Below are 23,505 nucleotides of genomic sequence, written 5' to 3' on the forward strand. Positions count from 1 at the left end.
CATGCCGAAACGTACCGACATCCACAGCATTCTCATTATCGGCGCCGGCCCCATTGTCATCGGCCAGGCCTGCGAATTCGACTATTCCGGTGCGCAGGCCTGCAAGGCACTGCGCGAGGAGGGCTACAGGGTTATCCTGGTCAACTCCAACCCGGCCACCATCATGACCGACCCGGAGATGGCCGATGTGACCTATATCGAACCGATCACCTGGCAGGTGCTGGAAAAAATCATCGACAAAGAGCGCCCCGAGGCGCTGCTGCCCACCATGGGCGGGCAGACCGCGTTGAACTGCGCGCTGGATCTGGCCAGGCACGGCGTGCTGGAAAAATTCGGCGTGGAGATGATCGGCGCCTCGCGCAATGCCATCGACATGGCCGAAGACCGCGAGAAATTCAAGCAGGCGATGACCCGCATCGGCCTCGCTTCGCCGCGCTCGTCGATTGCCCACAGCATGGAAGAGGCCCTACAGGTGCAGGCGGTGATGGGATTCCCCACCATCATCCGGCCATCCTTCACCATGGGCGGCACCGGCGGCGGCATTGCCTACAACCGTGAAGAATTCGTCGCCATTTGCGAGCGTGGCCTGGAGGCGTCGCCCACCCGCGAGTTGCTGATCGAAGAGTCGCTGATCGGCTGGAAAGAATACGAGATGGAAGTGGTGCGCGACCGTGCCGACAACTGCATCATCGTCTGCTCCATCGAAAACCTCGACCCGATGGGCGTGCACACCGGCGATTCCATCACCGTGGCGCCTGCGCAAACGCTGACCGACAAGGAATACCAGATCCTGCGCAATGCCTCCATCGCGGTGCTGCGCGAGATCGGTGTCGAGACCGGCGGCTCCAACGTGCAGTTCGGTATCAACCCGGTTGACGGACGCATGGTGGTGATCGAGATGAACCCGCGCGTGTCGCGCTCCTCGGCGCTGGCGTCCAAGGCGACCGGATTCCCCATTGCCAAGATCGCCGCCAAGCTGGCAGTGGGCTATACCCTGGATGAACTGAAAAACGACATCACCGGCGGCGCGACGCCGGCTTCGTTCGAGCCCAGCATTGACTATGTGGTGACCAAGATTCCGCGTTTTGCCTTCGAGAAATTCCCGCAGGCCAACGACCGTCTTACCACCCAGATGAAATCGGTGGGCGAGGTGATGGCAATCGGTCGCACTTTCCGCGAATCCTTCCAGAAAGCCCTGCGCGGGCTGGAAACCGGCATGGATGGGCTGAACGAAATCACCGCTGATCGCGATGTGATCGAGGCGGAAATCGGCAACCCCGGCCCCGAACGTATCTGGTATGTGGCCGATGCCTTCCGCATCGGCATGAGCCTGGATGAGGTGTTCAGCTTCACCAGGATTGACCCCTGGTTCCTGGTGCAGATCGAGGCGCTGGTGGCGGATGAGGCGGCACTCAAAGGCCGCACGCTGGACGAGCTCGATGCCGGGGAACTGCGCAATCTCAAGCGCAATGGCTTTGCTGACCGCAGGTTGGCGGCGTTGCTGGGTTGCGACAAGCATGCGGTGCGGGCAAAGCGCTGGGCGCTGGGCATCCACCCGGTATACAAGCGTGTGGACACATGCGCGGCGGAGTTCTCCACCCACACTGCCTACCTGTATTCCACCTACGAGGAAGAATGCGAAGCGCAACCGAGCAGCCGCAAGAAAATCATGGTGCTGGGTGGCGGGCCCAACCGCATCGGCCAGGGCATCGAATTCGATTACTGCTGCGTACATGCGGCGCTGGCAATGCGTGAGGATGGTTATGAAACCATCATGGTCAACTGCAATCCGGAAACGGTCTCCACCGATTACGACACCTCCGACCGCCTGTATTTCGAATCGGTGACGCTGGAAGATGTGCTGGAGATCGTGCGTGTTGAGCAACCTGTCGGCGTGATTGTACAATACGGCGGGCAGACCCCGCTCAAGCTTGCGCGCGATCTGGAGGCTTTCGGCACGCCCATTATCGGGACTACGCCGGACATGATCGACTGCGCCGAAGACCGCGAGCGCTTCCAGCAATTGCTGGTCGGGCTGGGCTTGAGGCAGCCGCCCAACCGCACCGCGCGTTCTGCCGAAGAAGCCATGCGCCTGGCTGCCGAGATCGGCTACCCGCTGGTGGTGCGCCCCTCCTATGTGCTGGGCGGCCGTGCCATGGAAATCGTGCGCGAGGAAGCCGATTTGCAGCGCTATATGCGCGAAGCAGTCAAGGTTTCCAACGATTCCCCGGTACTGCTGGATCGCTTTCTCAACGATGCCATTGAAGTGGATGTGGACGCCATCAGCGATGGTGAGCAGGTGCTCATCGGCGGCATCATGGAGCACATCGAGCAGGCTGGCGTACACTCTGGCGATTCGGCGTGCTCATTGCCGCCGTATAGCCTGCCGGCTGAAATCCAGCACGAAATCCGCCGCCAGACTGTCGCCATGGCACGCGCACTCAACGTGGTGGGGCTGATGAACGTGCAGTTCGCGCTGCAGGGTGACACGGTGTACGTACTCGAGGTCAACCCGCGTGCTTCGCGTACCGTGCCGTTCGTATCCAAGGCCACCGGTATCCAGTTGGCCAAAGTGGCGGCGCGCTGCATGGCGGGGCGCAGTCTGGCTGAGCAGGGGCTTGAAAAAGAAGTGGTGCCACCCTATTTCTCGGTGAAGGAAGCGGTGTTCCCATTCGCCAAATTTCAGGGCGTGGATACCCTGCTGGGGCCGGAGATGAAGTCCACGGGCGAAGTCATGGGCGTGGGCGCGAGTTTCGGCGAAGCCTTCGTCAAGTCGCAGCTGGCGGCTGGCGTGAAGCTGCCCAAGGGGGGCGCTGCATTCATCAGTGTGCGCAACGCCGATAAACAAAAAATCGTCGAAATCGGCGCCCAGCTGATAGCTCTGGGCTTCACCCTGCATGCCACCCGCGGCACCGCAGCAGCGCTGGCGCTTGGCGGGCTGGCGGTGACTGTTGTCAACAAGGTTACTGAAGGGCGTCCGCATATTGTGGACATGATCAAAAACAACGAAATCAGCCTGATCGTCAACGTGGTGGACGACAAACGTGCAGTGCGCGATTCGGTGGAAATTCGCCGTGTTGCACTGGCGCAACGCGTCACTTACTACACCACGCTGGCCGGGGCACGTGCCGCCTGCATCGGAATGCAGGCGATGGGTGGGCTGAAAGTTTATGACCTGCAGGGATTGCACCGGCAATTGCCTGCTCGATAAGGATGAACCATGAATGCCATGAGCAAAATTCCATTGACAGTCAAGGGCGCGGAAATGCTGCGTCAGGAACTGCATCGGCTGAAAACCATAGAACGCCCGTCGGTGATTACCGCAATAGCAGAAGCGCGCGCGCAGGGTGATTTGTCGGAAAACGCCGAGTACGATGCCGCCAAAGAGAAGCAGGGCTTTATCGAAGGCCGCATTGCCGACCTGGAGGGCAAGCTGTCCTCGGCGCAGATCATCAATCCAGCCGAGCTGGATGCAGATGGGCGCGTGGTGTTCGGTGCCACGGTAGAGCTGGAAGACCTGGAAACCGGCGCGATGGTTACCTACCAGATCGTCGGCGACGATGAAGCCGACATCAAGCAATCCAAAATTTCCATCAGCTCGCCGATCGCCCGCGCACTGATCGGCAAAAGTGCGGGGGATACCGCTGACGTGCAGGCGCCGGGCGGTGTGCGCCAATATGAAGTGCTGGATGTGAGCTACATATAAACTGAAAAACTTGGTTCTAAACCACGGAGTTCACGGAGGGCACGGAGGAAGGCAACTTGATTCTTTTATGACCCAACGGCTGAATACCAGGCGACCTGCAATCCGCTTACTCCGTGAACTCCGTGGTTAATGCTTTTTCCGAGATAAATGAAATCATGAAAAACCTGCCCGACGCACTCGCCAGAATTGCCGTTACCCTGTGGGTGGGCGGGATCTGGGCAATTGGCTACATCACCGCGCCGGTACTGTTCAGCAGCCTGGCAGACAAGCAGCTGGCGGGTAATCTGGCGGGGCACATGTTTACCGTCATGGCCTACGTCAGCATGGTATGCGGATTTTATCTGATTATTCAGCGCTTGGCCGCATTTGGCAGCAGCGCGCCTAAGCAGGCATTCTTTTGGGTGGCGCTGGTGATGCTGTTACTGACGCTGGGCGGGCATTTCGGCATCCAGCCCATCATGGAAAACCTCAAGGAGCGGGCCATGCCGCAGGCGGTAATGGAGAGCATCTTCCGTGACCGCTTCGCGCGCTGGCATGGCATTTCCAGCATTGTCTATCTGGTGCAGAGCTTGCTAGGGCTGGTATTGATTTTAAAGCAGAATAGCCGCTGATCCAGTTACTTGGGCAGGCTGATCCTGGGCCTGGCTGCCGGACGGTAAATCAATAACAGTTTGCCAATATGTTGAACCGGTGCTGCGGCCAGATCGGCACAGATTTTTTCCATGATGGCAATGCGATTGCTGCGCTCATCGCCGAATACCCTTACTTTGATGAGCTCGTGACTTTTCAGGTTGATGTCCACTTCACGCATGACCGCGTCGGTCAGCCCCGCATCGCCGATCATGACAACCGGATGCAGGTGATGGGCTTGTCCGCGTAAATAGCGGCGTTGTAGTGCATTGAGGGTAATCATGATGGGCATTTCTAAAGCAAACCCGGATTTTAGCCGATGAAGCCCAGTAGAACCAGCAAAGCCTGGATGCGCGAGCATGTGAATGATCCCTATGTGAAACTGGCCAGGCAGCATGGTTATCGTTCACGCGCGGCATTCAAGCTCGATGAAATCAACACCCGTGATCGCCTGATCCGGGCTGGAATGCTGGTGGTTGACCTGGGTGCCACACCCGGGGGCTGGTCGCAGATTGCTGCCAAGCTGGGCGCAAAGGTGGTTGCACTGGATCTGCTGGAGATGGATGCGATCGCCGGGGTGACTTTCATCCAGGGCGACTTTACCGGTGTGGCCGCCCTGACGGAGCTGGAACAAGTGCTGGCAGGACGGCTGCCCGACCTTGTAATTTCGGATATGGCACCCAATATGAGTGGCGTCGCCAGCGCCGACCAGGCGCGCAGTATGCATCTATGCGAACTGGCGCTGGAATTTGCCTGCAATCATTTGAAACCGGGCGGCGATTTTCTGGTCAAGGCTTTTCAGGGTGAGGGTTTTCAGGAATACGTGAAGGCCATGCGAGACCAGTTCGCGCAGGTTGTGACCCGCAAACCGCGCGCTTCGCGCGACCGCAGCAGTGAAGTCTATGTGCTGGGAAAAAGCAGACGGCAAACAGTGGCAGCAGCACCCGAATCAGTTTAGAATGAGTTTAAATTCGCAATTTTTACCTGCTCACAGGAGCGCTACGTGAATAACATGTTTAAAAATATTGCCATTTGGCTGGTGGTTGCCCTGGTGCTGATGACGGTATTCAACCAGTTCAGCACGCGTCAGACCGCGCAAGCGCAAATGGACTACTCGCAGTTCATCGATGAGGTCAAACAGGGCCAGATCGCCAAAGTGGTGATTTCAAACCATGTGTTGAAAGGGGTGAAAACCGACGGCAAGCACTTCACCTCTTATGCGCCCTCAGATCCCTGGATGGTTTCCGACCTGCTCAAAAATGGCGTGGTGATAGAAGCAAAACCGGAAGAAGAGCCGTCATTCCTGATGAGCCTGTTCGTATCCTGGTTCCCGATGCTGCTGCTGATCGGGGTGTGGATATTCTTCATGCGCCAGATGCAGGGCGGTGGCAAGGGCGGTGCGTTCTCGTTCGGCAAGAGCAAGGCCCGCATGCTGGACGAATCCACCAACCAGATTACCTTTGCCGATGTGGCGGGGTGCGATGAAGCCAAGGAAGAAGTCTCCGAACTCGTCGAGTTTCTGCGTGACCCGTCCAAATTCCAGAAACTGGGCGGGCGTATCCCGCGTGGTGTGCTGATGGTAGGCAGCCCTGGTACGGGTAAAACCCTGCTGGCCAAGGCCATAGCGGGCGAAGCCAAAGTGCCGTTTTTCAGTATTTCCGGTTCCGATTTCGTCGAGATGTTTGTCGGCGTGGGTGCAGCACGCGTGCGTGACATGTTCGAGCAGGCCAAAAAACACGCCCCCTGCATCATCTTCATTGATGAAATTGACGCAGTCGGCCGCCAGCGCGGCGCGGGCATGGGTGGCGGCAATGATGAACGCGAGCAGACGCTGAACCAGTTGCTGGTGGAAATGGACGGCTTCGAGGGCACCGCCGGGGTGATCGTGATCGCCGCCACCAACCGTCCGGATGTGCTTGATCCAGCCTTGCTGCGCCCGGGTCGATTTGACCGCCAGGTGGTGGTGCCCTTGCCTGATATTCGCGGACGCGAGCAGATTCTGCTGGTGCATATGCGCAAGATTCCGATGGCGCCGGATGTGCGCGCCGATATTCTGGCACGTGGCACCCCCGGGTTTTCCGGGGCGGATCTCGCCAACCTGGTGAACGAGGCGGCGCTGTTCGCTGCGCGTGGAAACAAGCGCCTGGTGGACATGGATGACTTCGAGCATGCCAAGGACAAGATCATGATGGGTGCTGAGCGCAAAAACATGGTCATGCCCGAAGAAGAGCGCCGTAACACCGCTTACCACGAGGCGGGGCACGCCGTGGTGGCGTATCTGCTGGACAAGACAGATCCGGTGCACAAGGTCACCATCATCCCGCGCGGACGCGCACTGGGACTGACCATGCAGCTGCCGACGGAAGACCGCTACAGCATGGACCGTGAGCAGATACTGCAAAACATATCGGTACTGTTTGGCGGGCGCATCGCCGAAGAAGTATTCATGAATCATATGACCACGGGCGCTTCGAACGATTTCGAGCGCGCCACGGAAATGGCACGGCGCATGGTGACGCAATGGGGTATGTCCGATGCGCTGGGGCCGATGGTGTATGGTGAAAATGAAGGCGAGATATTCCTTGGGCGCAGCGTGACCACGCACAAGAATGTATCCGAAGCGACCATGCAGAAGGTGGACATGGAAATCCGCCGCATCATTGACCAGCAGTACACCCTGGCGCGCAAGATACTGGAAGATAACCGTGACAAGGTGGAAGCCATGGCGCACGCGTTACTGGAATGGGAAACCATTGATGCCGATCAGATTGGCGACATCATGAAAGGTCAGCCGCCGCGGCCACCCAAGCCCAGTACAAGCCTGCCGACAAATCCGCCGCAAGGAGGTGCGCCAGTGGTCACCCCCGTGCCTGCTGCGACGCCTGTACAAGAAGTCTAAGCGCATTCATCTAGGGAATCGTATCGCCAGCCAAGGGCTATAATCCAGCCCTTGGCTTTTTTGTTTTGTAATCGATGATTTTACACTGCGCCAACATTCAACTCGATGTGTCTTTCCCCCGTATCATGGGGATAGTCAACGTCACCCCGGATTCATTTTCGGACGGCGGCCGGCACGCACATGTTGAATCTGCGGTGGAGCATGCGCATCAATTGATTGCGGAGGGGGCCGCGATAATTGATATCGGGGGTGAATCTACCCGCCCGGGAGCGGAGGTGGTGCCATTACAGCAGGAGCTGGACCGGGTGGTGCCGCTGCTCACCGCATTGCAAGGCTGCGGCGCCGTGCTGTCGGTGGATACGCGTAAACCCGAGGTCATGGCTGCTGCCATTGCAGCGGGTGCCCATATGATTAACGACATCGACGCACTCCAGGCAAAAGGTGCGTTGCAGGCCGTGGCATGCGGCGATGTAGCGGTGTGTCTGATGCACAAACAAGGCGAACCGCAAGCGATGCAGAACAATCCGCGTTACCACGATGTGGTGGCCGAGGTGACCGGTTTTCTTGCTGCGCGCATTGCGGCTGCCAGGGCTGCAGGTATCGCCGGCGCGCGCATTGTGGTGGATCCGGGCTTTGGTTTTGGAAAATCCCTGGAGCATAATCTTAAACTTCTGCACCATCTTGACCGTATTACGCAATTCGGCGTGCCGGTACTGGTGGGCATTTCACGCAAGTCCATGCTTGGCAAGATTACCGGCCGTGCTGTTGACCAGCGTGAATATGCCGGTCTGGCGGCGCACATATTGGCAGTCATGCGTGGCGCACGCATTTTGCGCGTCCACGATGTCGCGGCATGTCAGGACGCGCTAAAAATAATTCAGGCAGTGGAGGAGAGTGATGAATAGAAAATATTTTGGTACGGACGGGGTGCGCGGGCGGGTAGGGGAAAGCCCGATCACGCCGGACTTTGTCATGCGTCTGGGCTATGCGGCAGGCAAGGTGCTCGCTTCCGATGCCTTGGGGTTGGCAGCGGGAGAAAACCCGGTGGTGCTGATTGGAAAAGATACCCGCATTTCCGGCTACATGCTGGAGGCTGCACTGCAGGCCGGTCTGTGCGCCGCCGGTGTGGATGTACGTCTGGTGGGGCCGATGCCGACACCGGCGGTGGCTTATCTGACCCGTGCGCTGCGCCTGCAGGCAGGGGTGGTGATTTCCGCCTCGCACAATCCGTTTGAAGACAACGGTATCAAGTTTTTCTCCGCTATCGGAGCCAAACTGCCGGACGCAACCGAACTGGCCATTGAAGCGCTGCTTGATGAACCGATGCAAACCATGCCTTCCAGGGGCCTGGGACGAGTCAAGCGCATCGACGACGCTGCAGCACGCTATATCGAGTTTTGCAAGAGCACCTTCCCATTTGAGCGCGATCTGCGTGGCCTGCGCATTGTTCTGGACTGCGCGCACGGCGCTACTTACCATGTCGCTCCGCATGTGCTGCATGAACTGGGCGCAGAAGTGATTCCCATCGGCAATCACCCGGATGGTCTCAATATTAACCGCGAATGCGGTGCTACTCACACCAATGCGATGAGCACGGCGGTGCGCCGCCATCGTGCCGATTTCGGTCTTGCACTGGATGGCGATGGCGACCGCCTGATGATGGCCGATGCCGACGGCACGATTTTCGACGGCGATCAACTGGTCTACGCCATCGCCAGGCACCGTTCCGAGAGCGGTTATCTGAAGGGCGGCGTGGCCGGTACACTGATGACCAACCTGGGCATGGAGCACGCGCTGGGTCGGCTGAATATCCCGTTTGCCCGCGCCAAGGTGGGTGACCGTTACGTGCTGGAATTGCTGCAGCTAAACGGCTGGCAGCTAGGCGGGGAAACCTCCGGACATATATTGTGCCTGGACAAACACACCACCGGCGACGGCATTATCTCCGCTCTGCAAGTGCTCCATGCGCTGCGTGACAGCGGCACATCGCTGGCTGAATACACGGCGGATCTCACGCTCTATCCACAAGTACTGCTGAACGTGCGGGTTGCCAAAGGCTTCGACCTCAACCATGCTGCAGTGCGGCAGGCGTGCAACGATGCTGAAAGCGCCCTGGGCAAGGAGGGCCGCATCGTGCTGCGCGCTTCGGGTACCGAACCGCTGATTCGCGTCATGGTGGAGAGCACCTGCCCGGATCAGTCCATGCGTCAGGCCGAGCATATTGCAAAAGCGGTGCGTCAGGCAGCACCAGCACCCGGCAGTCCATAAAAGAGCCGCAACCGCGGCTCTTTGTAACGGCATTAACGGGCCGGTCAGCCGAATTTCCCGGTAATGTAATCTTCGGTGGCTTTCTGTTTTGGATTGGTGAATACCAGATCGGTCTTGCCGAATTCGATCATTTCACCCAGATACATGTAGGCGGTGAAATCGGAAACCCGCGCCGCCTGCTGCATGTTGTGAGTGACGATGGCGATGGTGTAGTCGGTCTTGAGTTCGTGGATCAACTCTTCAATACGTGCGGTGGAAATCGGGTCGAGTGCCGAAGCCGGTTCGTCCAGCAGCAGCACTTCCGGCTTGACCGCGATGCCGCGTGCGATGCATAAGCGTTGCTGCTGGCCCCCCGACAGGCTATTGCCGCTGCGGTTCAGGATGTCCTTCACTTCATTCCACAGTGCAGCTTTTTTCAGCGCCCATTCCACGCGTTCGTCCATGGCCGAGCGCCCCATACTCTCATACAGTTTGATGCCGAACGCGATATTGTCGTAAATCGACATGGGGAACGGTGTCGGTTTCTGGAATACCATGCCGACCCTGGCGCGCAGCTTGTTGAGATCGGCGCCTTTTTCCAGGATGTTTTGCCCGTCAAGCAAGATCTCACCCTCGGCACGTTGTCCAGGGTACAGGTCATACATGCGGTTCATGGTGCGCAGCAGGGTGGATTTGCCGCAGCCGGAAGGGCCGATAAAAGCAGTGACCTGACGGTCCGGGATATCCAGGTTGATGTTTTTCAGGGCATGCGACTTGCCGTAGTAGAAATTCAGATTGCGCAGGCTGATTTTTGCGTTGTGATCCATGCTCTGGGTCATGTATGGGTTCCGTGTGTAAGGCTTAATGGGATGAAGACTGCTGGCGGAACAGGATGCGTGCAGCGACGCTGAGTCCGAGTACCGCAGAGGTAATCAGCAGGGCGCCAGCCCACGCCAGTTTGTGCCAATCATCATATGGGCTCATCGCCATCTGGAAAATCACCACCGGCAAGTTGGCCATCGGCGCGTTCATGTCGGTACTCCAGAACTGATTGTTCAGCGCTGTGAACAGCAGTGGCGCGGTTTCTCCGCTGATGCGCGCGATGGCCAGCAAAATCCCGGTCAATATTCCCGCTTTGGAGGCGCGCCAGGTGACCATGGTGACCACTTTCCATTGCGGGGCACCCAGTGCGGCTGCCGCCTCACGCAAACTGTTGGGAATCAGTTTAAGCATATTCTCGGTAGTGCGCACGACCACCGGAATGACAATCAGGGACAACGCAAATGCACCCGCCCACCCCGAAAAATGTCCCGTGCTAACCACATAAACTTCATAAACAAACAAACCAATCACAATGGACGGAGCAGACAGCAGAATGTCATTGATAAAGCGAGTGGTTGGCGCCAGCCAGCCGCGTTGGCCAAATTCTGCCAGGTAGGTACCTGCCAGAATGCCGATGGGCGTGCCCACCAGAGTCGCGACCAGCGTCATCAGCAGGCTGCCCACTATGGCGTTGATAAGCCCCCCGGTACTGCCCGGTGGTGGGGTGGATTTGGTAAACATGTCCAGGCTTACACCCGTCAAGCCATATGACAGCAATGTCCAAAATATCCAGGCCAGCGCTGACAGGCCGATCAGCATGGTCGCGAGCGAGGCGATCAAGTTGAATTTGTTGGCGAATTGCCGTCGTGCGTACAGGGAAAACATGCAGGCTCCTAGCTTTTTTTGCCTTCGTGCTTGCCCAGTTGCAGCAGCAGCAGTTTGGACAAGGCCAGCACAACAAAAGTGATGAAGAAGAGAATCAGCCCGAGCTCGATCAGGGCCGAGGTGTACAGCTTGCCATCGGCCTCGGTGAATTCGTTGGCGAGCGCCGAGGATATGGTGTTGCCAGGCATCATCAGCGAAGTACTGAGCTGATGCGCATTGCCAATCACAAACGTGATTGCCATGGTTTCACCCAGGGCGCGCCCGAGTCCGAGCATGATGCTGCCGACCACGCCGATCTTGGTATAGGGCAACACGATGTTCCACACGACTTCCCAGGTGGTGGCACCTAAACCATATGCGGATTCCTTGAGCAGGGGTGGCACGATTTCAAATACGTCGCGCATGACGGAAGCGATAAACGGTACCACCATCAACGCCAGAATCAAGCCTGCAGTCAACATGCCAATACCCATCGGTGCCCCCTGAAACAGCGGCCCGAATACAGGCAGCGGGCCAAGCTTGTCAATCAGCCAGGGCTGGACATGTTCAGCGAACAGGGGAGCGAATACGAACAGTCCCCACATGCCGTAAATAATGCTGGGCACGCCTGCCAGTAATTCAATTGCAATGCCCAATGGACGCTTCAGCCATTTGGGCGATAATTCAGTCAGGAATACCGCAATGCCAAAGCTGAGTGGTACGCCAATCAATAATGCGATGATCGAGGTCGCCAAGGTGCCATAGATAGGCACCAGCGCGCCGAATTTTTCGGTGACCGGGTTCCAGGAGCCATCCGTCAGGAATCCCAGTCCGAATGTGTGGATCGCGGGTATGCTACCTGCTACCAGAGAAGCCAGAATGCCGACAAGCAGGGCCAGCACAATAAACGCAAAAATCCGTGTGGCACCGCGGAACAGTTTGTCCTGCCACATGAAACGGCGAGTGCGATGGGTGGATAGCGGGTTGCTCATGTGATTCGTGCCAGGTCGATTATCGTCTTGATTACGCAGATATGCTGGCGCCTTTAAAAATCCATACTTCATCGCGGTGCCCATGTTGCCAGAAAAACTTTACGCTTGTATGGCATAGGGATACTGGGCAATATTGTCTTCCTCCCACTTGGTGCCGCGCCCGGGATTCTGGATTTTCAGAGGCGCCCTTCAGTTAACCAAACTCCGCCATGCAGAGGCATGGCGGAGTTTGTCCTTGCAGATTGGCAGGCAGTCGGGGCTACCAGACGGCCTTGCCGTTTGTGTCCTTGATCCGGGTTTTCCATGCATTGGCAATGATTTTCGTCACCCTGCCAGGCAGTGGCACATAATCCAGTCCTAGTGCCATATCATCGCCGTTGGCGTATGCCCAGTCAAAGAAATTCAACACTTCTTTGGCAGAGGCAGGCTTGCTCTGCACTTTGTGCATCAGGATGAATGTGGCGCCTGTAATAGGCCAGCTCGCCCTGCCAGGTTCGTTGGTCAGTATTTCGTAAAAGCCGGGGGCGTGTTCCCAGTCTGCACCCGCGGCGGCTGCCTTGAACGCATTTGCTTCTGGAGCAACAAAGACGCCTTCCTTGTTTTGCAGTAGCGCGTGAGGAATCCTGTTCTGTTTGGCGTAAGCGTACTCCACGTAGCCAACCGAGCCCTGGATGCGCTGTACGAAGGAAGCCACGCCCTCGTTGCCCTTGCCGCCGACGCCCGCCGGCCAGGCCACGGAAGTGTCATTACCCACTTTTTCTTTCCATTCCGGGCTGACTTTGGCCAGGTAATTGGTAAAGATAAACGTGGTGCCGGAGCCATCGGAACGATGCACCACGGTAATCGAAGAAGCGGGCAGGCGGGTCCCCTTGTTCAAGGCTGCAATGGCCGGGTCGTTCCATTTCTGGATTTTTCCCATGAAAATGTCTGCCAGTACCGTACCGTTCAGCCGAACTGTGCCCGCTGCCATACCGCGCAGGTTGATTACAGGCACCACGCCACCGACTACGGTGGGAAATTGCATCAGGCCGTCTTTTTCCAGAACATCAGGCTTCAGAGGCATGTCAGAAGCGCCGAAATCTACGGTTTTGGCTTTAATCTGTTTGATGCCGCCACCTGAACCGATGGATTGATAGTTCATGCCAATACCGGTCTTGGCTTTGTATGCCTCAGCCCATTTCGCATAAATCGGATACGGGAAAGAGCACCCGCGCCAGTAATCTCGTTGGCTGCTGTACTGGCTGAAAAAGCCCAGCCAGCGCCGAGTATCATTGCAGCTGCAAGTCCCCGGACAGCAGATTTTTTCGTATGCATAATATTTTATGTTTCCCTGTTGGTGCAGTAAAACAAATCGGAGTTGCGCACTGCACCATCCCGGCTTGTTTCGAGACACACATGGTAAGGCTCGAATATTACAGAAATATGACGAAATGGTTAAGCTAATGGGTGAATGACTTGTTAAGCCATTGACCGGGACTCGCTGTTGTGTGTACTATTTGTGGCTTTCTATGGGTCGGGTTAGGCGATGCGCAAAAAACTGGTCGCAGGCAACTGGAAAATGCACGGTAGCGTGGTTGAGAACAAGGCATTGCTTGATGCTTTGGTGGCTGCGCTGGGGCAGGCGGATGCAGCTGCCTGCATTGTGTGTGCGCCATTTCCGTATCTGGCGCAGGTGCAGTCTGTGTTGTCCGGCACCGGGCTGGCATGGGGCGCTCAAAACATGAGCCAGTACGCGAAAGGGGCATATACGGGCGAGGTCTCCGCCCCGATGTTGCTGGATTTTGGTTGCAGCCACGTCATCGTCGGTCACTCCGAGCGGCGTGCGCTGTATGGTGAAGATGATGCGGCAGTCGCCGCCAAATTCGCTGCGGCATTGGCTGCAGGCTTAACCCCCATCCTGTGCGTGGGAGAGACGCTGGATGAACGTCAGGCGGGTGTTACCGAAACCGTTATCGGGCGCCAGCTGGATGCAGTATTGGCGGTGTCCGGCATTGGCGGTATGGGGCGCGCAGTGGTGGCATATGAGCCGGTATGGGCGATTGGTACCGGCAAGACAGCCAGCCCGGAGCAGGCGCAGGCCGTGCACGCGTTCATTCGTGACAGGCTGGCCGTGCTGGATAAGGCTGTTGCAGCGGCATTGGTGATTCAATATGGCGGTAGCGTAAAGGCCGCCAATGCGGCAGAATTGTTTTCCCAGCCGGACATTGACGGTGGGTTGATTGGCGGCGCGTCGCTGGTGGCTGATGAGTTCATCGCCATTTGCCGGGCGGCACAAGGCTGAGGATATCGATTTGGAAACAATTATTTGGGTTTTGCATGTGCTGGCGGCGGTGTCGGTGATCGTGCTGGTGCTGTTGCAGCAGGGCAAGGGCGCGGACATGGGCGCGGCGTTTGGCAGTGGCGCTTCGGGTAGCCTGTTTGGCTCCACCGGTTCGGCCAATTTCCTGAGTCGCGCCACGGCCGTCCTTGCCACCGTTTTTTTCCTGACCAGTCTGGGTTTGACCTATCTCTCGGGTCATCAGACCAAAGCTGTCGGCGTCATGCAAGGTCAGCAAAAAGTACAAGTTCAGCCTGTGGCACCCGCTAGTGTACCCACGCCAGCCCAGCCTTCAGGTAATGCAGTTCCAGGCAACGCCGGGTCAAAAGCCGGGGAAATTCCCAAGTAATCGGGGGAGTTGCCGTTGGGGCGGATTATCAATCCGTTCTGTCAATACGCCGACGTGGTGAAATTGGTAGACACGCTATCTTGAGGGGGTAGTGGCGTAAAGCTGTGCGAGTTCGAGTCTCGCCGTCGGCACCATAAATTCAGGTTATGTGGCAATCAGCTGTGATGATCGCATAACTGATTGATTGTTTTGCATAAAACAATCTTTTTTTCAGCTTGACACGACGCTTTTCGCGCAACTAAACTGAAACGCTGTGCACGCTTCCGGAGAATGGTTGCGCACGGCTTTGGAGCGGATGCATGCTAGAAAATTATTTTCCTGTTTTATTGTTCGTGCTGATTGGTCTCGCCGTGGGCGTAGGGCCGATGGTGCTCGGCTGGCTGCTGGCGCCCAATCACCCGGACAGTGAAAAACTTTCGCCCTACGAGTGCGGCTTCGAGGCCTTTGAGGATGCGCGCATGAAATTCGACGTGCGCTATTACCTGGTTGCCATTCTGTTCATCCTGTTCGACCTGGAGATCGCGTTCCTGTTCCCGTGGGCAATCGTGCTCGAGGAAATCGGCATGTTCGGCTTCCTGGCGATGGCGCTGTTTCTGGGCATCCTGGTGGTGGGCTTTGTGTACGAGTGGATGAAAGGAGCGCTGGAATGGGAATAGAAGGCGTTTTGGAGAAAGGTTTCGTCACCACCACGGCTGACAAGCTGATTAACTGGACGCGCACCGGTTCGCTGTGGCCGATGACCTTTGGCCTGGCCTGCTGCGCGGTGGAAATGATGCAGGCGGGTGCATCGCGCTACGACCTGGATCGTTTCGGCATTGTGTTTCGCCCCAGTCCGCGCCAGTCTGACGTAATGATTGTGGCAGGCACACTGTGCAACAAAATGGCGCCCGCGCTACGCAAGGTGTATGACCAGATGGCCGAGCCGCGCTGGGTGATTTCCATGGGTTCCTGCGCCAATGGGGGTGGCTACTATCACTATTCCTATTCTGTGGTGCGCGGTTGCGACCGCATCGTACCGGTGGATGTGTATGTGCCGGGCTGCCCGCCCACCGCCGAAGCGCTGCTCTACGGCATTATCCAGCTGCAAAACAAAATCAAGCGCACCAACACCATCGCGCGTTAACCGGTAGAGCGAGAAGCCATGAATCCGTCACTGGAAAGCCTGTCCGTTACCCTGATCACCGCGCTGGGCACCAGGCTTGTCCGGCAACAGGATGCCCTGGGTGAGCTGACCATCGAAGTGCGCGCGAGTGACCTCAGAGAGGTCATGACGACGCTGCGCGACCATGCCGGCCTGCGCTTTGAGCAATTGATGGACCTGTGCGGAATGGATTACTCCGCATATGGTGATGGCACCTGGGAAGGCGCGCGTTACGCCGTGGTGTATCACCTGCTCTCCATCAGCAAGAATCGCCGGGTGCGCGTGCGTGTATTCGCGCCGGAGGATGATTTCCCGGTGGTGCAATCCATGGTGGAGGTGTGGCCTGCCGCCAACTGGTTCGAGCGCGAGGCGTTCGACCTGTTTGGCATTGTGTTTGACGGTCATCCTGATCTGCGCCGCATTCTGACTGACTATGGTTTCGTCGGCCACCCGTTCCGCAAGGATTTTCCGCTGTCCGGCAATGTGGAAATGCGCTACGACCCGGAACAGCAGCGCGTGATTTACCAGCCGGTGAGCATAGACCCGCGCGAGGTGACGCCACGCATTGTGCGTGAAGAGAACTACGGAGAGCGTGCCTGATGGCAGAAATCAGAAATTACACGATGAACTTCGGGCCGCAGCACCCGGCAGCCCACGGCGTGCTGCGCCTGGTACTCGAGCTGGATGGCGAAGTAATCGAGCGCGCCGATCCGCACATCGGCCTGCTGCACCGTGCCACCGAAAAGCTTGCCGAACACAAGACCTACATGCAGTCGCTGCCGTACATGGATCGCCTGGACTACGTGTCCATGATGAGCAATGAGCATGCCTACGTCATGGCCATCGAAAAACTGATGGGCATTACCGTGCCGGAGCGCGCGCAATACATCCGCGTGATGTTCGACGAGATCACCCGCATTCTCAACCACCTGCTGTGGCTGGGCGCGCACGCGCTGGATATCGGCGCGATGACCGTGTTCCTGTATGCGTTCCGCGAGCGCGAAGACCTGATGGACGTGTACGAGGCGGTGTCCGGCGCACGCATGCATGCCGCCTATTACCGGCCGGGCGGCGTTTACCGCGATCTGCCGGACAGTATGCCGCAGTATCAGGCATCCAAGATTCACAATGCCGCCGCGATTCGTGGCATGAACGCCAATCGTCAGGGCTCCATGCTCGATTTCATCGAAGACTTCACCCAGCGCTTCCCGACCTATGTAGACGAATACGAAACCCTGCTCACCGACAACCGTATCTGGAAGCAGCGCACCGTCGGCATCGGCGTGGTGTCTCCGGAGCGCGCGCTGGCACTGGGTTTCAGCGGGCCCATGCTGCGTGGCTCGGGGATTGAGTGGGATCTGCGCAGGAAGCAGCCCTACGAAGTCTACGACCGCATGGAATTCGACATTCCGGTGGGGGTGAATGGCGACTGCTACGACCGCTATCTGGTGCGCATGGAAGAAATGCGCCAAAGCAACCGTATCGTCAGGCAATGCGTGGATTGGTTGCGCCGCAATCCCGGCCCGGTCATTACCGACAATCACAAAGTGGCGCCGCCGTCGCGGGTGGACATGAAGCAGAACATGGAAGAACTGATCCATCATTTCAAGCTTTTCACCGAAGGCATGCACGTGCCGGCAGGCGAGGCCTATGCGGCGGTTGAGCACCCCAAAGGGGAATTCGGTATCTATATCGTGTCAGACGGTGCCAACAAGCCCTACCGCCTGAAAATCCGTGCGCCGGGCTACCCGCATCTGGCCGCGCTTGACGAGATGGCGCGCGGTCATATGATTGCCGACGTGGTTGCCATCATTGGCACGCAAGACATCGTGTTTGGGGAGATTGACCGATAATGCTGAGCCCTGATTCCCGCGCCCGGATCGACCACGAAATTGCCAAATACCCGGCTGATCAGCGCCAGTCCGCGGTGATGTCGGCGCTGCGCATCGCCCAGGTGGAAAAAGGCTGGCTGTCCACCGAAACCATGGACTTTGTCGCCGATTACCTGGGCATGCCGGCCATTGCAGTGTATGAAGTGGCGACTTTCTACAACATGTACAACACGGCCCCTTTGGGCAGGCACAAGATCACCCTGTGCACCAACATCTCTTGTGCGCTCATGGGGGCCCCGGAGATTGCCGAACACCTGAAAGAGAAGATGGGATGTAGTTTCGGCGAAACCTCCGAGGACGGCCGCTTTACCCTGAAGGAAGGTGAATGCATGGGTGCCTGCGGCGACGCGCCGCTGTGCATGATCAATAACCACCGCATGGAAGGCTTTCTCACACCCGAGAAAGTGGACAGCATCCTCGAAGAGCTGAAATAACATGGTGATCAAAGGCGGCGAAGTCATATTCAATACGGCACATCTTCCCGAATCGTGGAAGCTGTCCACCTATGTGGCCAACGGTGGTTATGCGGCATTGCGCAAGATTCTGAGCGAGAAAACTTCTGCCGAGACCATCATTGCCGAGGTCAAAAAATCGGCTCTGCGCGGCCGTGGCGGGGCGGGATTCCCGACCGGTCTGAAGTGGAGTTTCATGCCGCGCCATTTCGATGGCGACAAATACCTGGTGTGCAATTCCGACGAAGGCGAGCCCGGCACCTTCAAGGATCGTGACATCATGCTGTTGAACCCGCACGCGCTGATCGAGGGCATGGCGATCGCCGCCTATACATTGGGCACCCGGCGCGGTTACAACTATATCCACGGCGAAATATGGGAAACCTACGAACGCATGGAAGCTGCGGTCGAGGAAGCCAGGGACGCCGGTTTTCTGGGTGACAACATCTGCGGCACGGATTTCAGTTTTCACCTGTTCAACCATCATGGCTACGGCGCCTATATCTGCGGCGAGGAAACCGCGCTGCTCGAATCCATCGAGGGCAAGAAGGGCCAGCCGCGCTTTAAACCGCCGTTCCCGGCGAGTTTCGGCCTGTACGGCAAGCCCACCACGATCAACAACACGGAAACGTTTGCCAGCATCCCCTACATCATTCGTGAGGGCGGGCAGAAATTTCTGGAACTGGGCAAGCCCAACAACGGCGGCACCAAGATTTTCTCGGTATCCGGGCACGTCAATCGTCCCGGCAACTATGAAGTGCCGATGGGGATGCCTTTTGCCGAGCTGCTGGAAATGGCTGGCGGCATTCGTGACGGCCGCACATTCAAGGCCTGCATTCCCGGTGGTTCTTCTACACCGGTGCTGCCCGCCGAGATCATGATGCAGTGCACCATGGATTACGACTCCATCGCCAAAGCCGGCTCCGCGCTGGGTGCGGGCTCGGTCATCATCATGGACGAAACGGTGTGCATGGTGAAAGCACTGGAACGGCTGTCCTACTTTTATTTCGAAGAATCCTGCGGCCAGTGCACCCCGTGCCGCGAGGGTACCGGCTGGCTGTATCGGGTGATTCACCGCATCGAGCACGGCAAGGGCAGGCCGGAAGACCTCGACTTGTTGAGCGACGTCGCCCACAACATCGGCGGCCGTACCATCTGCGGTCTGGGGGATGCGGCAGCGATGCCGGTGCAGGCAATGCTCAAACATTACCGCCACGAGTTCGAGCACCATATCGAACATGGCAAATGCATGGTTAGCCCTTAGGTGAAGCAGATGCTAGAGATCGAAATTGACGGCAACAAGGTTCAGATGACGGCGGGCGGCACCATAATGGAAGCTGCTGCACAGATCGGGATTTATATCCCGCATTTCTGCTATCACAAGAAACTCTCCATCGCGGCCAACTGCCGCATGTGCCTGGTGCAGGTGGAAAAAGCCGCCAAGCCGCTGCCGGCCTGCGCCACGCCGATCACCGACGGGATGAAGGTGTTCACCAAATCCGACTACGCCGTCAAGGCGCAGAAGGGTGTCATGGAATTCCTGCTGATCAATCACCCGCTGGATTGCCCGATTTGCGACCAGGGCGGTGAATGCAGTTTGCAGGATCTGGCCGTCGGCTACGGCGGCAGCAGTTCGCGCTATCAGGAAGTCAAGCGCGTGGTGAAGGAAAAAGACCTGGGCCCGCTGGTTGCCACCGACATGACGCGCTGCATCCACTGCACGCGCTGCGTGCGCTTCGGCCAGGAAATCGCCGGCATCATGGAGATGGGGCAGGTAGGGCGCGGCGAGCATTCCGAGATCATGCCGTTTATCAACAAGACCATTGATTCCGAACTGTCCGGCAACATCATCGACCTGTGTCCGGTCGGCGCGCTCACCAGCAAGCCGTTCCGCTATACCGCGCGCAGCTGGGAACTGTCGCGGCGCAAGTCGGTGAGTCCGCACGACGGTCTGGGCAGCAATCTGATTGTACAAGTCAAGGATGGCCGCGTGATGCGCGTGCTGCCACTGGAAAACGAAGCGGTCAACGAATGCTGGCTGGCGGACAAGGACCGCTTTTCCTATGAGGGATTGAACTCCGCACAGCGCCTCACCCGTCCGCTGCTCAAGCAGGATGGCAAATGGCTGGAAGTGGACTGGCAGACCGCACTGGAATATGTCGCCAACGGCCTCAAGCAGATTCGCGCGCAACACGGCGCCGACAGCATCGGCGCGCTGGCTACGCCACACCAGACCGTGGAAGAGCTCTACCTGCTGCAAAAACTGATGCGCGGGCTGGGTTCCGGTAACGTGGACACCCGTCTGGCGCAGGCCGATTTCAGCCTGGACGCCAGCCTGCAAGGCGCGCCCTGGCTGGGCATGGCGGTAGCGGATATGGATCAGTTGCAACGTGTTTTGATTGTTGGCAGCACACTGCGCCAGGATCATCCCCTGCTCGCGCATCGCCTGCGCCAGGCCGTCAAACATGGCGCGCAGCTTAACCTGGTCAATCCGGTGGACGACGATCTGCTGACCAGAATCGCCAACCAGGCGATCGTGCCTCCGCAAGCCATGGTCAACACCCTGGCGCAAATCGCGCTGGCATTGGCCGAGATCAGACAGACCGGACTGCCCGCAGCCGTCAAAGCCGTGATCGCGGACGTCGCGGTCGGTGCAGCCGCGCGCGCCATCGCCGCCAGCCTGGCAGGCAGTGGGCGCTGCGCTGTATTCCTGGGCAATTTGGCGCAGCATCATCCCCAGTACGCCGAGCTGCATAGCCTGGCTGAAGTCATCGCTGATCTTGCCGAGGCAAATTTCGGTTGTCTGGGCGAGTCGGCCAATAGCGTCGGCGCCTACATTGCGGGCGCGGTGCCATCCAAGCCTGGTCTGAAGGCGGGCATGCATGCCGCTGCCATGATGACTGCGCCGCGCAAGGCTTATCTGCTGCTGGGTGCGGAACCGGAACTGGATTGCAATGACCCGGCCGCCGCCATGCGCGCACTGCAGTCTGCGGACATGGTGGTGGCGATGAGCGCCTACAAGCATACCGCACTGGAGTATGCCGACGTGCTGTTGCCGATTGCCCCGTTCAGTGAAACCTCGGGCACCTTCATCAGTACCGAAGGTCGCGTGCAGAGTTTCAACGGCACGGTCAGGCCGCTGGGCGAAACGCGTCCGGCATGGAAGGTATTGCGCGTGCTGGGCACCATGCTGGGAGTGAAAGGCTTCGACTACGATACCAGTGAAGCCGTGCGTCAGGATGCGCTGGGCGGCAGCACCCTGGCCGCAGGTGCGCTCAATAACCGCCTGTCCAAACCGGTACTGCAATCGGCCGCGATTGCTGACACATTGACCCGTGTGGGCGAAGTGCCGATGTACCAGGCCGATGCCATCGTGCGCCGTGCCGCGTCGCTGCATGGCACGCGCGCGGCAGCATTGCCCAATGCGTCCATGCACCCGGCCTTGCTGGCGCGCCTGGGTCTCGCCGATGGCGCTATGGTGACGGTGCGTCAGGGCGATGCGCGTGCTGTGGTGCGGGCGTTGGCCGATGACCGCCTGCCCGATCATTGTGTGCGGTTAGCCGCTGCGCACCCGCTGACCGCCACGCTGGGTGCGATGCTGGGTGAAGTCTCCGTGGAGCGTGCATAACATGGAATTTCTGCAAAACCTGTTTGGTTTCACCTGGCCGGCAGTGTGGTCGCTGGCCAAGATTATTGCCATTGTCGGCCCATTGATGATTGCGGTGGCCTACCTCACCTACGCCGAGCGCAAGGTGATCGGCTACATGCAGGTACGCATCGGCCCCAACCGGGTCGGTTTCAAGGGCTTGCTGCAACCGATTGCCGACGGTCTCAAGCTGATGATGAAGGAAATCATCATTCCCAGCGGTTCCAACAAGTTCCTGTTCGTGCTGGCGCCGGTGCTGACCATCGCCCCGGCGCTGGCGGCCTGGGCGGTGATACCGTTCAGCCCTGAGCTGGTGCTGGCCAACGTGGACGCCGGCCTGCTCTATATCATGGCGATCACTTCCATGGGTGTGTACGGCGTGATCATTGCAGGCTGGGCATCCAATTCCAAATACGCATTCCTCGGCAGTCTGCGTTCGGCCGCGCAGATCGTATCTTACGAAATCGCCATGGGCTTTGCGCTGGTGGGCGTGTTGATGGCTGCGCAGAGTCTGAACCTGGTCGACATCGTGAAGGGGCAGGCGGGGGGGGTGTTCAGCTGGTACTGGCTGCCGCTGCTGCCGATGTTTATCGTGTACCTGATCGCCGGTGTGGCGGAAACCAACCGCGCCCCGTTTGACGTGGCCGAAGGCGAATCCGAGATCGTGGCCGGTTTCCACGTGGAATACTCCGGAATGGCGTTCGCGGTATTCTTCCTCGCCGAATACGCCAACATGATTCTGATTGCCACGCTCACCGCGCTGATGTTCCTGGGTGGCTGGAATCCGCTGTTTGATTTTGCGCCGTTCACCTGGGTACCCGGCTTCGTCTGGCTGATGTTGAAAGTGGGTTTTGTACTGTTCCTGTTCCTGTGGTTCCGCGCCACTTTCCCGCGCTATCGCTACGACCAGATCATGCGCCTGGGCTGGAAGGTATTCATTCCGGTCACCCTGATCTGGCTGCTGTTCGTGGGTGGCATGATGCAAACCCGTTACGGCTACCTGTTCCACTGAGCGTGGAATCACGGAGTAATTTGATGAAAGCGATTAAACACTTCTTCTCCAGCATGCTGCTCACCGAGCTGTTGCGCGGCATGGCCCTGACCGGGCGGCATCTGTTCGCACGCAAGATCACGGTGCAGTTCCCCGAGGAAAAAACCCCGATGTCGCCGCGCTTCCGCGGCCTGCATGCGCTGCGCCGCTACCCCAATGGCGAGGAGCGCTGCATCGCCTGCAAACTGTGTGAAGCGGTATGTCCGGCGCTGGCGATTACCATCGAATCGGAACAGCGCGACGACGGCACGCGTCGCACCACACGCTACGATATTGATCTGACCAAGTGTATTTTCTGTGGCTTCTGTGAAGAATCCTGCCCGGTGGACTCGATCGTGGAAACCCACATCCTCGAATACCACGGCGAGAAACGCGGCGACCTCAATTACACCAAGGAAATGCTGCTTGCCGTGGGTGACAAATATGAAGCGCAAATTGCTGCAGCGCGTGCCGCAGATGCCAAATACCGTTAGAACATGGACCGGATTAACGGGATT

General features: G+C 58.2%; 23 protein-coding genes and 1 tRNA gene. 19 read left to right on the forward strand and 5 right to left on the reverse strand.

Annotation, left to right across the window (positions count from 1 at the left end; genetic code table 11):
• Position 1 precedes the first annotated feature (1 nt).
• From carB to GZH91_RS07050, 3 genes are all read left to right on the forward strand, one after another.
• Positions 2-3,211 carry a carbamoyl-phosphate synthase large subunit gene (gene carB / locus GZH91_RS07040; RefSeq protein ID WP_147072649.1) on the forward strand — a complete coding sequence of 1,070 codons (3,210 nt, stop codon included), beginning with the start codon at positions 2-4 and terminating at the stop codon, positions 3,209-3,211.
• A gap of 18 nt (positions 3,212-3,229) precedes the next feature.
• The gene (gene greA, locus GZH91_RS07045; protein WP_147072684.1) at positions 3,230-3,706 is read left to right on the forward strand and encodes a transcription elongation factor GreA; all 477 of its coding nucleotides are present in this window, start codon (positions 3,230-3,232) and stop codon (positions 3,704-3,706) included.
• A 155-nt stretch (positions 3,707-3,861) separates the two neighbouring features.
• Complete coding sequence (locus GZH91_RS07050) at positions 3,862-4,317, forward strand: DUF4149 domain-containing protein (RefSeq protein WP_147072647.1); 456 nt, start codon at positions 3,862-3,864, stop codon at positions 4,315-4,317.
• Between the two features lie 5 nt (positions 4,318-4,322).
• On the opposite strand, the gene yhbY is transcribed toward GZH91_RS07050, so the two are convergent.
• On the reverse strand, positions 4,323-4,619 hold the full coding sequence (yhbY, locus tag GZH91_RS07055; protein WP_147072645.1) for a ribosome assembly RNA-binding protein YhbY: 297 nt from the start codon (positions 4,617-4,619) through the stop codon (positions 4,323-4,325).
• A 36-nt stretch (positions 4,620-4,655) separates the two neighbouring features.
• On the opposite strand from yhbY, the gene GZH91_RS07060 reads away from it, so the two are divergent.
• The 4 genes from GZH91_RS07060 (at position 4,656) to glmM (ending at position 9,503) form a co-directional block, all read left to right on the forward strand.
• Positions 4,656-5,294 (forward strand): RlmE family RNA methyltransferase, encoded by a 639-nt coding sequence (locus GZH91_RS07060; RefSeq protein WP_147072643.1) that lies wholly within the window; start codon positions 4,656-4,658, stop codon positions 5,292-5,294.
• A 45-nt stretch (positions 5,295-5,339) separates the two neighbouring features.
• Positions 5,340-7,235 (forward strand): ATP-dependent zinc metalloprotease FtsH, encoded by a 1,896-nt coding sequence (gene ftsH, locus GZH91_RS07065; RefSeq protein ID WP_147072640.1) that lies wholly within the window; start codon positions 5,340-5,342, stop codon positions 7,233-7,235.
• 74 nt (positions 7,236-7,309) lie between these two features.
• Positions 7,310-8,140, forward strand: a complete 831-nt coding sequence (gene folP, locus GZH91_RS07070) for a dihydropteroate synthase (RefSeq protein WP_147072638.1) — start codon at positions 7,310-7,312, stop codon at positions 8,138-8,140.
• The gene (gene glmM / locus GZH91_RS07075) at positions 8,133-9,503 is read left to right on the forward strand and encodes a phosphoglucosamine mutase (RefSeq protein WP_147072636.1); all 1,371 of its coding nucleotides are present in this window, start codon (positions 8,133-8,135) and stop codon (positions 9,501-9,503) included. Before folP ends, glmM begins: the two co-directional genes overlap by 8 nt.
• A gap of 44 nt (positions 9,504-9,547) precedes the next feature.
• On the opposite strand, the gene pstB is transcribed toward glmM, so the two are convergent.
• The 4 genes from pstB to pstS form a co-directional block, all read right to left on the reverse strand.
• Complete coding sequence (gene pstB / locus GZH91_RS07080; protein WP_147072635.1) at positions 9,548-10,321, reverse strand: phosphate ABC transporter ATP-binding protein PstB; 774 nt, start codon at positions 10,319-10,321, stop codon at positions 9,548-9,550.
• A 22-nt stretch (positions 10,322-10,343) separates the two neighbouring features.
• Positions 10,344-11,189, reverse strand: a complete 846-nt coding sequence (gene pstA, locus GZH91_RS07085; protein WP_147072634.1) for a phosphate ABC transporter permease PstA — start codon at positions 11,187-11,189, stop codon at positions 10,344-10,346.
• Between the two features lie 8 nt (positions 11,190-11,197).
• Positions 11,198-12,160, reverse strand: a complete 963-nt coding sequence (gene pstC / locus GZH91_RS07090; RefSeq protein WP_147072632.1) for a phosphate ABC transporter permease subunit PstC — start codon at positions 12,158-12,160, stop codon at positions 11,198-11,200.
• A gap of 259 nt (positions 12,161-12,419) precedes the next feature.
• A complete protein-coding gene (gene pstS / locus GZH91_RS07095) occupies positions 12,420-13,553 on the reverse strand; it encodes a phosphate ABC transporter substrate-binding protein PstS (protein WP_307723878.1) in 1,134 nt (377 codons plus the stop codon).
• Between the two features lie 132 nt (positions 13,554-13,685).
• On the opposite strand from pstS, the gene tpiA reads away from it, so the two are divergent.
• From tpiA to nuoI, 12 genes are all read left to right on the forward strand, one after another.
• Positions 13,686-14,441, forward strand: coding sequence for a triose-phosphate isomerase (gene tpiA / locus GZH91_RS07100; protein WP_147072630.1), 756 nt, complete (start codon positions 13,686-13,688; stop codon positions 14,439-14,441).
• A 10-nt stretch (positions 14,442-14,451) separates the two neighbouring features.
• Positions 14,452-14,826 (forward strand): preprotein translocase subunit SecG, encoded by a 375-nt coding sequence (gene secG, locus GZH91_RS07105; RefSeq protein ID WP_147072628.1) that lies wholly within the window; start codon positions 14,452-14,454, stop codon positions 14,824-14,826.
• Between the two features lie 48 nt (positions 14,827-14,874).
• Positions 14,875-14,960: transfer RNA gene (locus tag GZH91_RS07110), tRNA-Leu, on the forward strand.
• A 165-nt stretch (positions 14,961-15,125) separates the two neighbouring features.
• Positions 15,126-15,482, forward strand: coding sequence for an NADH-quinone oxidoreductase subunit A (locus tag GZH91_RS07115; protein ID WP_147072626.1), 357 nt, complete (start codon positions 15,126-15,128; stop codon positions 15,480-15,482).
• A complete protein-coding gene (locus GZH91_RS07120; RefSeq protein ID WP_124703488.1) occupies positions 15,473-15,949 on the forward strand; it encodes a NuoB/complex I 20 kDa subunit family protein in 477 nt (158 codons plus the stop codon). Before GZH91_RS07115 ends, GZH91_RS07120 begins: the two co-directional genes overlap by 10 nt.
• An 18-nt stretch (positions 15,950-15,967) precedes the next feature.
• Positions 15,968-16,567 carry an NADH-quinone oxidoreductase subunit C gene (locus GZH91_RS07125; protein WP_147072624.1) on the forward strand — a complete coding sequence of 200 codons (600 nt, stop codon included), beginning with the start codon at positions 15,968-15,970 and terminating at the stop codon, positions 16,565-16,567.
• Positions 16,567-17,820, forward strand: coding sequence for an NADH-quinone oxidoreductase subunit D (locus tag GZH91_RS07130; protein ID WP_147072622.1), 1,254 nt, complete (start codon positions 16,567-16,569; stop codon positions 17,818-17,820). The genes GZH91_RS07125 and GZH91_RS07130 overlap by 1 nt, the downstream gene beginning before the upstream one ends.
• Positions 17,820-18,293: an NADH-quinone oxidoreductase subunit NuoE gene (nuoE, locus tag GZH91_RS07135; RefSeq protein WP_147072620.1), complete on the forward strand. Its 474-nt coding sequence runs from the start codon at positions 17,820-17,822 to the stop codon at positions 18,291-18,293. Before GZH91_RS07130 ends, nuoE begins: the two co-directional genes overlap by 1 nt.
• Position 18,294: 1 nt before the next feature.
• The gene (gene nuoF, locus GZH91_RS07140; protein ID WP_147072618.1) at positions 18,295-19,575 is read left to right on the forward strand and encodes an NADH-quinone oxidoreductase subunit NuoF; all 1,281 of its coding nucleotides are present in this window, start codon (positions 18,295-18,297) and stop codon (positions 19,573-19,575) included.
• A 9-nt stretch (positions 19,576-19,584) separates the two neighbouring features.
• Positions 19,585-21,939 (forward strand): NADH-quinone oxidoreductase subunit NuoG, encoded by a 2,355-nt coding sequence (nuoG, locus tag GZH91_RS07145; RefSeq protein ID WP_147072616.1) that lies wholly within the window; start codon positions 19,585-19,587, stop codon positions 21,937-21,939.
• Position 21,940: 1 nt separating this feature from the next.
• Positions 21,941-22,969 carry an NADH-quinone oxidoreductase subunit NuoH gene (nuoH, locus tag GZH91_RS07150; RefSeq protein ID WP_147072614.1) on the forward strand — a complete coding sequence of 343 codons (1,029 nt, stop codon included), beginning with the start codon at positions 21,941-21,943 and terminating at the stop codon, positions 22,967-22,969.
• Between the two features lie 23 nt (positions 22,970-22,992).
• The gene (nuoI, locus tag GZH91_RS07155) at positions 22,993-23,481 is read left to right on the forward strand and encodes an NADH-quinone oxidoreductase subunit NuoI (protein ID WP_147072612.1); all 489 of its coding nucleotides are present in this window, start codon (positions 22,993-22,995) and stop codon (positions 23,479-23,481) included.
• Positions 23,482-23,505: the final 24 nt, after the last annotated feature.

The sequence above is a fragment of the Sulfuriferula plumbiphila genome (assembly GCF_009938015.1).
GTDB lineage: Bacteria > Pseudomonadota > Gammaproteobacteria > Burkholderiales > Sulfuriferulaceae > Sulfuriferula > Sulfuriferula plumbiphila.

What these genes read in the sequence shown, in the direction of transcription:
- carB (WP_147072649.1), top strand. Translation starts at nt 2, where the DNA reads ATGCCGAAACGTACCGACATCCACAGCATTCTCATTATCGGCGCCGGC.
- greA (WP_147072684.1), top strand. Translation starts at nt 3,230, where the DNA reads ATGAGCAAAATTCCATTGACAGTCAAGGGCGCGGAAATGCTGCGTCAG.
- GZH91_RS07050 (WP_147072647.1), top strand. Translation starts at nt 3,862, where the DNA reads ATGAAAAACCTGCCCGACGCACTCGCCAGAATTGCCGTTACCCTGTGG.
- yhbY (WP_147072645.1), bottom strand. Translation starts at nt 4,619, where the DNA reads ATGATTACCCTCAATGCACTACAACGCCGCTATTTACGCGGACAAGCC.
- GZH91_RS07060 (WP_147072643.1), top strand. Translation starts at nt 4,656, where the DNA reads ATGAAGCCCAGTAGAACCAGCAAAGCCTGGATGCGCGAGCATGTGAAT.
- folP (WP_147072638.1), top strand. Translation starts at nt 7,310, where the DNA reads ATGATTTTACACTGCGCCAACATTCAACTCGATGTGTCTTTCCCCCGT.
- glmM (WP_147072636.1), top strand. Translation starts at nt 8,133, where the DNA reads ATGAATAGAAAATATTTTGGTACGGACGGGGTGCGCGGGCGGGTAGGG.
- pstB (WP_147072635.1), bottom strand. Translation starts at nt 10,321, where the DNA reads ATGACCCAGAGCATGGATCACAACGCAAAAATCAGCCTGCGCAATCTG.
- pstA (WP_147072634.1), bottom strand. Translation starts at nt 11,189, where the DNA reads ATGTTTTCCCTGTACGCACGACGGCAATTCGCCAACAAATTCAACTTG.
- pstC (WP_147072632.1), bottom strand. Translation starts at nt 12,160, where the DNA reads ATGAGCAACCCGCTATCCACCCATCGCACTCGCCGTTTCATGTGGCAG.
- tpiA (WP_147072630.1), top strand. Translation starts at nt 13,686, where the DNA reads ATGCGCAAAAAACTGGTCGCAGGCAACTGGAAAATGCACGGTAGCGTG.
- GZH91_RS07115 (WP_147072626.1), top strand. Translation starts at nt 15,126, where the DNA reads ATGCTAGAAAATTATTTTCCTGTTTTATTGTTCGTGCTGATTGGTCTC.
- GZH91_RS07120 (WP_124703488.1), top strand. Translation starts at nt 15,473, where the DNA reads ATGGGAATAGAAGGCGTTTTGGAGAAAGGTTTCGTCACCACCACGGCT.
- GZH91_RS07125 (WP_147072624.1), top strand. Translation starts at nt 15,968, where the DNA reads ATGAATCCGTCACTGGAAAGCCTGTCCGTTACCCTGATCACCGCGCTG.
- GZH91_RS07130 (WP_147072622.1), top strand. Translation starts at nt 16,567, where the DNA reads ATGGCAGAAATCAGAAATTACACGATGAACTTCGGGCCGCAGCACCCG.
- nuoE (WP_147072620.1), top strand. Translation starts at nt 17,820, where the DNA reads ATGCTGAGCCCTGATTCCCGCGCCCGGATCGACCACGAAATTGCCAAA.
- nuoF (WP_147072618.1), top strand. Translation starts at nt 18,295, where the DNA reads ATGGTGATCAAAGGCGGCGAAGTCATATTCAATACGGCACATCTTCCC.
- nuoG (WP_147072616.1), top strand. Translation starts at nt 19,585, where the DNA reads ATGCTAGAGATCGAAATTGACGGCAACAAGGTTCAGATGACGGCGGGC.
- nuoH (WP_147072614.1), top strand. Translation starts at nt 21,941, where the DNA reads ATGGAATTTCTGCAAAACCTGTTTGGTTTCACCTGGCCGGCAGTGTGG.
- nuoI (WP_147072612.1), top strand. Translation starts at nt 22,993, where the DNA reads ATGAAAGCGATTAAACACTTCTTCTCCAGCATGCTGCTCACCGAGCTG.